This window comes from Azospirillum sp. TSH64 (assembly GCF_003116035.1).
GTDB lineage: Bacteria > Pseudomonadota > Alphaproteobacteria > Azospirillales > Azospirillaceae > Azospirillum.
In genome coordinates this window covers 5,724,680-5,736,572 of record NZ_LGQW01000015.1, presented here as the reverse complement: position 1 = coordinate 5,736,572, position 11,893 = coordinate 5,724,680, and the positions used below count along the sequence as shown (strand labels likewise).

Sequence of the window (11,893 nt, the reverse complement as noted above, 5' to 3'; positions counted from 1 at the left end):
GCCAGCGCGGCATTCCTTCTCCCAGTGGGAGAGGGGCTTTCCCTGCGTCGTCCACCCCAATCCTTCCGCCGGCTCCCGACTGCCCTGTTTTTTCGGGGAGCTTTGTTATCGCCTATCGAATGAGCATGGTCCTAATGGCCAACTGAACATCCTTGTTATCGGTGATAGCGTCATATTGTTCGCATCACCAACAAAGATGAAGTCGTAAGCCATGACAAGCACAGAGACTCAGACCGAGACTCATACGGGCAGCTGCTTCTGCGGTGCGGTGGAGGTGGAGGTCACCGGATCGCCGGAGGCCATGGGCTATTGCCATTGCCGGTCCTGCCGCTCCTGGTCCGGCGGCCCGGTCAACGCCTTCACTCTGTGGAAGCCCGACGCGGTGCGCGTGACCGCAGGTGCCGAACATCTCGCGACCTTCCAGAAGACGCCGGTCAGCCAACGCCAATATTGCGCGAAGTGCGGCGGGCATCTGATGACCAATCACCCGCCGCTCGGCCTCGTGGACGTTTTCTCCGCGACCCTGCCGACCCTGCCCTTCGCCCCCGCCGTCCACGTCAACTACGCCGAGACCGTGCTGCCGATGCGGGATGGCCTGCCGAAGCTGAAGGACTTCCCGGCTGAGTTCGGCGGTTCCGGCGAAACGATGGCAGAGTAGGGGCAACCTTCACCAGTAGCGCATCGCATCCGCGTACAGCCCGCGCAGATCGTCCTCCGACACCGGGCGGGGCGCGATGGTCAGCAGGCGTTGCTGGGCGGCTGCTCCCCTGACCAGACCCGGAATGTCGGCCTCGCCATAGCCGAGCGCCGACAGCCCGTTCGGCAGGCCGGTCGCCCGCATCATGCCGATCAGCCGCGTCGCCAGCAACTCGCCGCCATCCTCCGGCGCGGCGCCGCGCGTGTCCGCCCCCAGCGCCTCGGCGGCGCGCAGATGGGCCTCGGGAGCGGCCGGGCCGGTGAAGCGGAAGGCAGCGGGGGCGTTCAGCACCACCGAGATGCCGTGCGGCACCATCGGGTCCACCGTCTCGTAGCCGGTGGCGGTGAAGCTGTGGTTCATCCCGGCCACCGAATAGGACATGGCGTGCGGGATGTGGACGCCGGCATTGCCGAAGGCCAGACCGGCCAGCGTCGCCGCGAACATCAGCGCGTCGCGGGCTTCCGCACAGTCGGGGTCGTTGACCGCCCGTTCAAGCCATTGCCCGCCGAGCCGGATCGCCTGAAGGCTGCCGATGTCCGACCACGGGTTGGCGCCCTGGTAGGGCGGGCGGGCCGTCGGCGACTCCGGCTTTGGGCGGGAGCGGAAGGGGCGCGCGGTGTGGCTCTCGATGGCGTGGGTCAGCACGTCGAAGCCGGTGGCGGCGATGGCGCCGGGCGGCAGGCTGTCGATGGTGCGCGGATCGACGACGGCAAGGCTCGGCCGCAGGAAGCGCGACGAGATGCCGGTCTTCACCTGCTTTTCCACATGGTCGAAGATGGCGACGCCGGTGGTCTCGCTGCCGGTGCCGCAGGTGGTCGGGCAGGCGATGTGCGGCTTGACCGGGCCGGGCACCGGGATGCCCTCGCCCAGCGGCTTGTTGACGTAGGCGAGGAAGTCGGCCGGGTGGGTGGCGTAGAGGTTCGCCGCCTTGGCGGTGTCGATCACCGAGCCGCCGCCGATGGAGACATAGCCGTCGAAACCGCCGTCCCGCGCGAAGTCGGCGGCGTCGAGGAAGGAGGCGCTGGTCGGCTCCACCCGGCAGCGGTCGAACACCACCGGATCGACGCCGGCCCGCTTCAACGACTCGAGCGCCATACCAAACGGAGCGGTTGCCGCCACCCGCGGGTCGGTGAACAGCGCCACCCGCGTCATGCCCAGCGACAGAGCGTCGCCGCCCAGTTCCGCCAGCATGCCGGGGCCGAACTTCATCCGCGCCGCCTCGACGGTGAAGCCCTCCTCGCCGTCGGGCAGGATGGGATAGGCGTTGCCGTGCGTCTCGCTGTGCATGAGCGCTGCTCCTCCGGTGGCGGGGGCCGGATTTCCGCTCCGGCCCATCCTTCACCGTATGGGAGCGTCCCCCGCCCGGCCTGTCAATGCGTCCGTTGGTCCAACAGACTGTCGGTCGGCAGATCATCTGTCGGCGGCGGCCCCAATGGCGCTGACGGCTCCGGCGGCGTGCCGGCCGACGGCGGGCGCAGCAGCCGCTGGTAGAGCCAGCCGGTGCCGACCAGACTGAGGCCGAGGCCGAGGAAGGAAGCGACGCGGTACATGCCCTCCAGGTCCGACATGTCGCTGAGGAACACCTTGGCGACCACCGCCAGCACGAGGATGAGCCCGGCATGGCGCATCCAGCCCCAGCCGAAGCGGATGCCCACCACCAGCATCGCCACCGCGAACAGCAGGAATCCGGCCGAATAGCTGTACCATTCGGCGTCCGACATCTCGTAGCCGGACAGGACCGGCCCCTGGAAAGCGCGGCGGATCTCCAGCGCCAGATTGGTGGCGATCAGCAGCAGCGGCAGCACCGGGGCCGCACTGCGCAAGGGCGCCGACGGCGGCGGGTCGTACCACAGATAGATCAGCCCCAGCATGGCCGGCGCGCCATAGGCCAGCAGCAGCCGGTTGACCACCGGCCAGTTGCCCACCCACTCGTCGTTCCACAAGGGGTTCAGCGCCAACAGATGCAGGAACAGGGCGGTCGCGGCGGCCAGCAGCACCAGCAGACGCCGGCCCCAAACCGCGACGGGCCGCGCGCTCCACCGCCGGTCGACCGCCAGCAGCAGGGCAAGGCCGAGCCAGGACAGGGTGTGCAGCGCCACCTCCGCCAGACTGGACGGCGCCGCCTCCAGGCTGCCGGCCATCCAGCGGTGAACGCCCAGCGACAGCATCAGGGTGGTGAAGATCAGGGCGCCGGCCTCCAGCACCATCACCACCAGATCGTCGCCTTTGCCATCAGGGGCCGACCGCATCAAGCGCGCCGCCACCAGGAAGCCCAGCGCCGGCAGGCCATAGCCGTAGGCGATCCAGCCATAGCCCTCATACTCCAGCACCGAGGGGTTGATCGCCAGCCGCACCAGCACGGCCGCCGCCACCAGCAGGGCGATGCCGCGCAGCTCGCGCAGGTTCAGCTGCCGCTCCAGCCAGGCCAGCACCGGCACCTGCATCGCCAGCGCCACCGTCAGCCACGCTTCCTGCAGGACCATGGTGGCGCCGAGCGCGATGGCGCCGGTGGCGCCGGCGGCGAAGGCGGCCAGCCCCAGCGAGGCGCCGGGCCGGTGGCGGTGACGCCCCAGCGGCGTGGTGGCGCCGACCAGAAGCGCCGCCAGACCCAGCGCCGCCGCCGGCCAGCCGATGGCGGTCTCCGGCGGCTCCACCAGGGCATAGGCCAGCGTCAGCAGGGCGAGCGGCACCAGCGCCGAGATCGAGGCCCACAGCGCCGCCCGCCGCGCGTCCCACAAGGCGATGAAACCGCCGATGCCGAACAGCGCGGCGATTCCGCCCGCCACCCACAGGAAATGCGCGACCGCCGCCGGATAGCCGGCCGGATCAGCGACGATCAGCGGCTGGCCGTCGGCATTCAGCGACGGCGGGCTGGCCGGCACATAGGGCAGGCTCCAGGGCGCCAGCGACAGCAGGACGCCCAGCGCCGCGATCCAGGCGACGCCGGCGATCCGCTCGGTCCGCCGCCCGCCGACCATCGCCAGCAGGGCGAACAGGCCGAGGACGATCAGCGACACCGATCCATGGGAGTCGCGCCAAGTCATGGCGGCGACCAGGAACCCGAACACCACCGTCGCCGTCATCGCCAGCTGGTCGGCGGGGTGGCGCCGCTTGCGCCGGGCCCAGCCGGGCAAAGCCGTGCGCCAGCCGGTGGCGGGGGCCGGCTCCGGCAGCGTCTGGTCCAGCACGCCGCGCACCGCCGGCACCAGGAACAGCGCGGAGGTCAGCAGCAGATAGAGGCCGGTCGGCAGCTCGTCGCCGCTGCGCCAGGGATCGATCATCCACAACAGCGGCCACAGCCCGGCACCGGCCAGAGCGCCCCAGCCGAGCCAGCGCCAGCCGCGATACAGCACCACCCCCATCCCGGCGCCGTTCAGCGCCAGCAGATAGGCGAACAGGCTCCAGGCGTCCGGGTTGCCGGTGGACACCAGAAGGGGGGAGACATAGCCGGCCAGCAGCCCCAGCGCGGCGATGAGCGGCCCTTGCAGCAGCGACAGGCCGATGGCGGCCAGCGACAGGCCGGCCAGCAGCGCGAAGGCGACCAGCGGGGTGAACAGGCCGAACAGGGCGAATCCGCCATAGACGCTGATGAAGGCGGTGAACAGGCCGGCGGCGGTCAGGGCCGGCGGCACGTAGTCCGGCTGCAAGGCGGCGACGGCGCGCTGCATCGGCCGGCGGCGCAGCCACTCGCCCCCCACCATCAGCCCAAGGCCGGAGAGCAGCCCCAGCGCGACGCGGACCGACGGCCCGAGCCAGCCGTGATCGACCGACAGCTTGATGAAGAAGGCCGCCGCCAGCGCCATGGTGCCGCCGCCGAGCCAGATCAGCCAGCGCGAGGCGAGAGAGTCCTCCAGCTCGCGCCACCCCGTCCGATGCGGCGGGGCCGCGGGTTGCGGGGTGGGGCTTGGAGGCGGTGCCGGCTCTTCCGTTTCCGAAGCCGCTTCCGAGGCGAAGACCGGTTCACCGATCTCCGCGGCTTCGGGAGGTGGCTCGATCTCCGGTTCCAGCGTTCCGGCGGAAGCCCCGACGGGCGCCCCGATGGGCGGTTCGGCAGCTCCGGCCTGCATGGCGGCGGCGGAAGGCAAGGTCCCGGTCAGTGCCTTGTCCAGCCTGCCGCGCAGAAGGGCGATCTCCGCCGCCTGCACCTTCAGCCTCCGGTCGAGCCGGTGGGTGATGAAGCCGAAAATCAGCAGTAGGACGAGGAACTCCATGACCGCACCGCCTGCACGCCGTTGCCCCATCTCCGGGGGCGTTTCGTGGCAGGATAGCTTTGCAACAATGAACTGTCTCGGTCGTGCTGGAGGCTCCCCCATTGGAGAATTCCACCTATGACCGACACCCGTTTCAGGACTGGAGCGCTCGCAGCCGCGCCATCGTCGCCAGCGCGTCGTCGACGGCATGGAAGTCGGCAGTGTTGTCGAAGACGCACCAGACCGGCCGCAGCGCCGCCTCGGCCGCCAGCCTCTCGGCCAGCGCGTCCAGCACCGCCGGTTCGTAGGCGGAGCGGTACATCACCGGCGATCCGTGCAGCCGCCAATAGCGCAAGCCATCCCAACCGCCCGGCTCGCCCGCTCCCGGCACCGGGGCGGGATCGGCAGCGACGCGGGCGACGCGGTGGGAGACCAGCAATGCCTCTGCCGCATCGGTGAACCAGCTGGCATGGCGCGGCTCGCACACGACGTCACCGTCGAACCGGGTGCGCAGCAGCGTGAAGAAACCCTCCACCACCGCGCGGTCGAAGCGCAGGCTGGGCGGCAGTTGGACCAGCAGCGGACCGAAACGGTCGCCCAGCATCCCCGCCTCGGCCAGGAAACGGTCGAGCGCCGCCTCCGCGCCCACCAGCCGGGCGTCGTGGCTGATCGCCTTGGGCAGCTTCACCGCGAAGCGGAAGCCCAGCGGGGTGGAGGCCGCCCAGCGCGCCCAGGTTTCCGGCTTGTGCGGACGGTAGAAGCTGCTGTTCACCTCGGTCATCGGCATGACGCGGGCGGTGCGCTCCAGATGGGTGCCGTCCACGGGAAAGGCGGCGGCCGAGAGCTTCGGGATGCTCCAGCCCGCCGTGCCGATCCGGATCGGGTGCCCGGCCGGTTGCGCCATCACTCGGCCGGCATTCCATGGGGCGGAAGCCCCTGAACCGGGGCGGTTCCGTCAGCGTCGCGGCCGCGGCGGGCGCGCAGCGACTCGGCCTCGACGAAGATGCGGCGGATGATCGGATATTGGCTGCGGATGCGGCTTTCCAGCGAGCAGACCGCATCCTCCACCTCGCGGGCGTTCAGGCTGTCCTGGAACTCCACCGACAGGTTCAGCAGCACGTCGTCGGGGCCCATATGCATGGTCAGTACGTCGAGCGGGCGTTTCACCCGCGCCTCCTCGCCGACGATGCGGCGGATGCCCTCGACGACGCGGCGGTCGGCCGACTCGCCGATAAGCAGCCCCTTCGACTCGTAGGCCAGCAGCGCCGCGACGACCGCCAGCACCACGCCGATGGCGATGGAGGCGTAGGCGTCGAAGATCGGGTTGCCGGTCACCTCGCCCAGCGTCAGGCCGATGCCGGCCAGCAGCAGGCCGATCAGCGCCGCGGTGTCCTCCAGTAGCACGACGAAGACCGACGGGTTCTTCGAGCGGTGGACGGCGGACAGGATGCCGACGCCGCTCTGGCCGCGGCGGAACTCGCGCAGCGCGACGATCCAGGAAAAACCCTCGAACAGCACGGCGAAGCCCAGAACGGCGAAATTCACCCAGGGGCTTTGCACCGGCTCCGGATGGGACAGCGCGTGCCAGCCGTCATAGATGGACAGGCCGGCACCGATGCCGAACAGCAGGACCGCGACGACGAAGGACCAGAAATACACCTCTCGCCCATGGCCGAAGGGATGCTGGGGCGTCGGCGGACGGCGGGCGCGGCGGATGCCGTAGAGCAGCAGAAGCTGGTTGCCGCTGTCGACGACGGAATGGATCGCCTCGCTGAACATGGCGGCGCTGCCGGTCATCGCGGCGGCGACGAACTTGGTCAGCGCGATCATCAGGTTGCCGCCGAGCGCTGCGAGCACGACCTTGGTGGAGCCTTCGGCCAAAACGGGACCCCTTCGCTGAAGCGGACGGATTTGCGCATGAGCAACGTCCATCCGCCGCGGCGGTTCCCCCCAGGGCTCCCTTTAGCGCGCCATCAAGGACCGCGCAGCGTCCGCCAGGCGCAGACCGCGGCGTAATAGACCGAGGTCGCCAGCCACAGGCCGAACAGCCAGCCCGGCCGCGCCGGCTCCACCACCACCAGCGCGATGCAGCAGAGCAGCCAGACGGTGGTCACCGCGATGTTCAGCGCCATCAGCGCCTTGACGCGGAAGGGATGCAGGAACTTGACCGTGGTGAAGGTCAGCAGCCCCAGCGCCACCACGACGGCCGCGTTGAACCAGGGATTGAGATCGAGCAGCCAGAGATAGAGGGCCACGACGTTCCAAATCGCCGGAAAGCCGACGAAATAATTGTCGCCGCTCTTCATCCCGACATTGGCGAAGCAATAAAGCGCCGTCAGCAGCACCCAGGCGGCAAGCGCGATGCTGACCAGCCCCTCCGGCAGCAGGCCGAAGCGGTGCATGAACACCGCCGGCACCACGACATAGGTCAGGTAATCGATCACCAGATCCAGTGCCGAGCCGTCGATGCCCGGCAGCACCTGCTTGACCGAGACGCGCCGGGCCAGCGTGCCGTCGACGCCGTCGACGACCAGGGCGATGCCCAGCCACATCAGGCACAGCTTCGCATCGCCCGCCGCCGCCGCGAGAAGGCCGAGCAGCCCCAGCACGGCGCCGCTGGCCGTGAAGATGTGAACGCCCCAGGCCGACAGGCGATGGGTGATTCCGTAGGCGGCGCTCATGCCGATGTTTTCCGTGGGTGGCGAGGACAAGGCGATGACCTGAACGGGGCGGGGGCTGGAACGATAGGCGGTGAGGCGGGCGGATTTTCTGACACAGTTGGACGCAGATAAACACAGAATTGTGGGGGTACGAAACCCCCCGGTTCCGCCCACGCTGTCGTGCACGCCCTCTTCTCCCCGCCCCGATGGTCAGGCCGCCCGCACCCCACCCTGCCGGAAGGCCGAGCGTCCGGCCAGCGCATCCGGCATCGGGCCGCCGGTCGTCCAGTCCAGCAGTTCCACCGTATGGACCACCGGCAGTCCCGTCCCGCCGGCAATCTGGGTGATGCAGCCGAGATTCCCGGCCGCCACCGCCTGGGGCTGGGTGCTCTCGATGGCCGCGACCTTGCGGGTGCGCAGCTCTCCCGCCAGTTCCGGCTGCAGCATGTTGTAGGTGCCGGCCGATCCGCAGCAGAGATGCGCGTCGGGGATCTCCTTCACCAGGAATCCGGCGGCGCGCAGCAGGGCGCGCGGCGGCTCCTTGATGCGCTGGCCGTGCTGCATGGAGCAGGCGGAGTGGTAGGCGATGACCTGCCCGGTCTCCACCACCGGCCGGGCCAGCCCGATCTCGTCCATCAGCTCGGTGACATCCTTGGCGAGACCGGCCACCCGTGCCGCCTTGGCGGCATAGGCCGCATCCTCGCGGAACATGTGGCCGTAATCCTTCACGCTGGTGCCGCAGCCCGACGCATTGATGACGATGGCGTCGAGCCCGCCGCCCTCGATCTCTGCCGTCCAGGCGTCGATGGTCTTCTTCGCGGCGGCGTGGGCGAGATCCTCCTTGCCCATATGGTGCGTCAAGGCGCCGCAACAGTCGGCCCCCTTCGACACCACCACCTCGACCCCATGGCGGGTCAGCAGGCGGATGGTCGCCTCGTTGATCTGCGGGGCCAGCACCTGCTGGGCGCAGCCGATCAGCAGTGCCACCCGCTTCTTGCGCGGACCCTCCGCCGGATGCACGCCGGGCCGGTCGCTGTAGCTCGGCGCCGGGACGCTGGACGGGGTCAGCGCCAGCATGGCGGACAGCCGCTTGGGCAGCATCGCGCGGAAGGGGCGGCCAAGCGACGCCCCCAGCAGGGCCATGCGGAACAGCCGTGGGTTGGGCAGGACCCGCGCGATCAGGTCGCGCACCGCCCGGTCGGCCGGCGGGCGGCTGTGGGTGGCCTCGATATGGGCGCGGGCGTGATCGACCAGATGCATGTAATGGACGCCCGACGGGCAGGTCGTCATGCAGGACAGGCAGGACAGGCAGCGGTCGATGTGCTTGACCGTGGTTTCGGGCGGCGGGCCGCCCTTTTCCAGCATGTCCTTGATCTGGTAGATGCGGCCGCGCGGGCTGTCCAGCTCGTCACCCAGGATGGTGTAGGTCGGGCAGGTCGCGGTGCAGAAGCCGCAATGCACGCATTTGCGCAGGATCTGCTCCGAGTCGCGGATCGCGGCGTCGGCCAGCTGGGCCAGCGAGAAGTTGGTTTGCATCGAGATCGGTCTTCCCGTTACAGACCCGCATACATGCGGCCGGGGTTGAGGATGCCCTTGGGGTCGAAGCTCTCCTTGACCCGACGGCTGAGCGCCATCAGCGGCTCGGGCAAGGGCTGGAACACGTCCGTCGCCGCGCGCACCGAGTCGGGCGCCCGCACCAGCGTGGCATGGCCGCCGGCGGAAAGCGCACCACGGATCGCGGCACCTGAGTCGGGCGGCGCCGTCAGCCAGACCAGCCCGCCGCCCCAGTCGTAGAAGACCTCGACGTCGCGCGTCCGGCGGATGGCTTCGACTGTGGCGGGGCCGGCCGACGGGGGTACGGAGAGTTTCCAGAGATGGGCGTCGCCACCCTCCGCCAAGCAGGCTTCCAGCCCCGCCCCGTCCCGCACCTCGCGCCAGACCGCCAGCGACTCGTCGCGACCCAGCACGGCATCGGCCCGCAGTTCCTCGCGCAGCATGGCGACGCGCGCGGCGACCGACGGGCCGAACCCCTCCAGCCGCACCAGCGTCACCGCCCCGCCCGCCCCCGACACCGCGGCCACGCCCGACCGCGCGGCGATCCCCGCCGGCAGATGGGCGGCGCCCGACACCTCGTAGGGGCTGCGCAGCGCGCGGTCGAGCATCGCCACCGCCGCCGCATCGTCCAGCCCGGACAGCAGCAGCGTCGCGCTGTCCTCAGGCGCCGGCAGCACCTTCACCGTGATCTCGGTCAGCGCGGTCAGGGTGCCGAACGACCCCGCCATCAGCTTGGGCACGTCGTAGCCGGTGACGTTCTTCACCACCTTGCCGCCGCCCTTGTAGGCCTCGGCCCGGCCGCTGACCCCGGCAATGCCCAGCGTGTGGTCGCGGGCGGATCCCGCCGAGATGCGGCGCGGCCCGGCCAGCCCGCTGGCGACCAGCCCGCCGAGCGTCCCTCCTTCGGGGGGCTCGAAGGCCAGATGCTGGCCGCGGTCCGCCAACATGGAGCGGATCAGGTCCATGCGAGTGCCGGCCAGCGCGGTCAGCACCAGCTCCTCCGGCTCGTAGGCGATGACGCCGGACAGGCCCGACAGGTCGAGCGCGTGGCCGGCCTGCACCGGGCGCCCCAGCCCGCGACGGCTGCCTCTGCCGAGAATCTCCAGCGGCTCATTGGCCGACAGCGCCCAGCGCACCGCGTCGGTCACCTGTGCTGTGGTTTCCGGCTTCAAGGTGGTGATGGTCATGGCTGACAGCGGCCCCTCAGAAGCGCGGGATGTCGGGGAAGCGCAGCTCCCCCTGGTGGACATGCAGCCGGCCAAGCTCGGCGCAGCGGTGCAGCGTGGGGAAGACCTTGCCGGGGTTCAGCAGCCCGTCGGGGTCGAAGGCGCATTTCAGCCGCTGCTGCTGCCGGAGGTCGGCCTCGTCGAACTGGTCGGTCATCAGGTCGCGCTTCTCGACGCCGACGCCATGCTCGCCGGTCAGCACGCCGCCGACCTCGACGCACAGGCGCAGGATGTTGTTGCCGAATTCCTCCGCCGCCTCCAACTCGCCCGGCTTGTTGGCATCGTAGAGGATCAGCGGGTGCAGGTTGCCGTCGCCGGCATGGAAGACGTTGGCGACGCGCAGGCCGCAGCGGTCCGACATCTCCTGCATCCGTTGCAGCACCAGCGGCAGCGCCTTGCGCGGGATGGTGCCGTCCATGCAGTAGTAATCGGGGCTGATGCGCCCCACTGCCGGGAAGGCCGCCTTGCGCCCGGCCCAGAAGGCCAGCCGCTCCTCCTCGCTCTTCGACACGCGGGCGTAGCAGGCGCCCTTGTCCCGCGCGATCGCCTCGACCCGGTCGATCAGATGGTCGACCTCCGCCGCCGGGCCGTCCAGCTCGACGATCAGCAGCGCCTCGACGTCCAGCGGATAGCCGGCATGGACGAAGGCCTCCGCCGCATGGATGGCCGGGCGGTCCATCATCTCCATGCCGCCGGGGATGATGCCGGCGGCGATGATCGCCGCCACGCAGTCGCCGCCCTGCTCGCTGCTGGGAAAGCCAAGCAGCACCGCGCGAGCGGTCGCCGGCTTCTTCAATATGCGCACCGTGACCTCGGTCACCACGCCGAGCAGCCCCTCCGACCCGGTGACGATGCCCATCAGGTCGTAGCCGCCGGCGTCCAGATGCTTGCCGCCCAGCCGCAGGATGGTGCCGTCCATCAGCACCATCTCCAGTCCCAGCACATTGTTGGTGGTCAGCCCGTATTTCAGGCAGTGCACGCCGCCGGAATTCTCGGCGATGTTGCCGCCGATGGTGCAGGCGATCTGGCTGGACGGGTCGGGGGCGTAATAGAAGCCCTCATGCGCGACCGCGTTGGAGATGCCGAGGTTGGTCACCCCCGGCTGCACGGTGGCACACCGATTCGCATAGTCGATGTCGAGGATGCGCTTGAACTTGCCCATGCCGAGCAGCACCCCGTCGGCCAGCGGCAGGGCGCCGCCCGACAGAGAGGTGCCGGCGCCGCGCGGCACCACCTTCACCCCCATCGCCTTGCAGGCTTTGAGGACCTGCGAAACCTGCTCCACCGTGCTGGGCAGCACGGCGACCATCGGCAGCTGGCGGTAGGCGGTCAGACCGTCGCACTCGTAGGCGCGCAGCTCGTTCTCGTCGACGATCACGCCTTCGCCGGGAACGATGGCGCGCAACGCCTCCACGATCTCCCGGCGGCGGGCGATCACCCCGCTGTCCGGCACCGGCATCTTCATGGCGGGCGGTCCTTATCCCGTTGCGGCGAACTCGTCCGCCACACGTACCATCCGCCGCAACCGTAAGACAAGACGATGCCGCTCCCGCCCCATCCGGCCGG

9 protein-coding genes are annotated in these 11,893 nt (G+C 70.0%); 1 reads left to right on the top strand and 8 read right to left on the bottom strand.

Features of this window, described 5'->3' with window-relative positions:
• Positions 1–211: 211 nt before the first annotated feature.
• A complete protein-coding gene (locus tag TSH64_RS27465) occupies positions 212–658 on the top strand; it encodes a GFA family protein (protein ID WP_109449946.1) in 447 nt (148 codons plus the stop codon).
• A gap of 9 nt (positions 659–667) precedes the next feature.
• On the opposite strand, the gene TSH64_RS27460 is transcribed toward TSH64_RS27465, so the two are convergent.
• The 8 genes from TSH64_RS27460 to TSH64_RS27425 form a co-directional block, all read right to left on the bottom strand.
• Positions 668–1,984, bottom strand: coding sequence for a hydroxyacid-oxoacid transhydrogenase (locus tag TSH64_RS27460; RefSeq protein ID WP_109449944.1), 1,317 nt, complete (start codon positions 1,982–1,984; stop codon positions 668–670).
• Between the two features lie 83 nt (positions 1,985–2,067).
• Positions 2,068–4,908 carry a DUF2339 domain-containing protein gene (locus TSH64_RS27455; protein ID WP_109449942.1) on the bottom strand — a complete coding sequence of 947 codons (2,841 nt, stop codon included), beginning with the start codon at positions 4,906–4,908 and terminating at the stop codon, positions 2,068–2,070.
• A 133-nt stretch (positions 4,909–5,041) separates the two neighbouring features.
• Positions 5,042–5,791 (bottom strand): DUF72 domain-containing protein, encoded by a 750-nt coding sequence (locus tag TSH64_RS27450; RefSeq protein ID WP_109449939.1) that lies wholly within the window; start codon positions 5,789–5,791, stop codon positions 5,042–5,044.
• Complete coding sequence (locus TSH64_RS27445) at positions 5,791–6,768, bottom strand: cation diffusion facilitator family transporter (RefSeq protein WP_109449937.1); 978 nt, start codon at positions 6,766–6,768, stop codon at positions 5,791–5,793. The genes TSH64_RS27450 and TSH64_RS27445 overlap by 1 nt, the downstream gene beginning before the upstream one ends.
• A gap of 92 nt (positions 6,769–6,860) precedes the next feature.
• Positions 6,861–7,568, bottom strand: coding sequence for a phosphatidylcholine synthase (gene pcsA, locus TSH64_RS27440; protein WP_109449934.1), 708 nt, complete (start codon positions 7,566–7,568; stop codon positions 6,861–6,863).
• Between the two features lie 189 nt (positions 7,569–7,757).
• A complete protein-coding gene (gene glcF / locus TSH64_RS27435; protein ID WP_109449932.1) occupies positions 7,758–9,083 on the bottom strand; it encodes a glycolate oxidase subunit GlcF in 1,326 nt (441 codons plus the stop codon).
• A 17-nt stretch (positions 9,084–9,100) separates the two neighbouring features.
• The gene (glcE, locus tag TSH64_RS27430) at positions 9,101–10,288 is read right to left on the bottom strand and encodes a glycolate oxidase subunit GlcE (protein WP_109449930.1); all 1,188 of its coding nucleotides are present in this window, start codon (positions 10,286–10,288) and stop codon (positions 9,101–9,103) included.
• A gap of 16 nt (positions 10,289–10,304) precedes the next feature.
• Positions 10,305–11,792: an FAD-linked oxidase C-terminal domain-containing protein gene (locus tag TSH64_RS27425; protein WP_109449928.1), complete on the bottom strand. Its 1,488-nt coding sequence runs from the start codon at positions 11,790–11,792 to the stop codon at positions 10,305–10,307.
• Positions 11,793–11,893 lie beyond the last annotated feature (101 nt).

What these genes read in the sequence shown, in the direction of transcription:
- TSH64_RS27465 (WP_109449946.1), top strand. Translation starts at nt 212, where the DNA reads ATGACAAGCACAGAGACTCAGACCGAGACTCATACGGGCAGCTGCTTC.
- TSH64_RS27460 (WP_109449944.1), bottom strand. Translation starts at nt 1,984, where the DNA reads ATGCACAGCGAGACGCACGGCAACGCCTATCCCATCCTGCCCGACGGC.
- TSH64_RS27455 (WP_109449942.1), bottom strand. Translation starts at nt 4,908, where the DNA reads ATGGAGTTCCTCGTCCTACTGCTGATTTTCGGCTTCATCACCCACCGG.
- TSH64_RS27450 (WP_109449939.1), bottom strand. Translation starts at nt 5,791, where the DNA reads ATGGCGCAACCGGCCGGGCACCCGATCCGGATCGGCACGGCGGGCTGG.
- pcsA (WP_109449934.1), bottom strand. Translation starts at nt 7,568, where the DNA reads ATGAGCGCCGCCTACGGAATCACCCATCGCCTGTCGGCCTGGGGCGTT.
- glcF (WP_109449932.1), bottom strand. Translation starts at nt 9,083, where the DNA reads ATGCAAACCAACTTCTCGCTGGCCCAGCTGGCCGACGCCGCGATCCGC.
- glcE (WP_109449930.1), bottom strand. Translation starts at nt 10,288, where the DNA reads ATGACCATCACCACCTTGAAGCCGGAAACCACAGCACAGGTGACCGAC.
- TSH64_RS27425 (WP_109449928.1), bottom strand. Translation starts at nt 11,792, where the DNA reads ATGAAGATGCCGGTGCCGGACAGCGGGGTGATCGCCCGCCGCCGGGAG.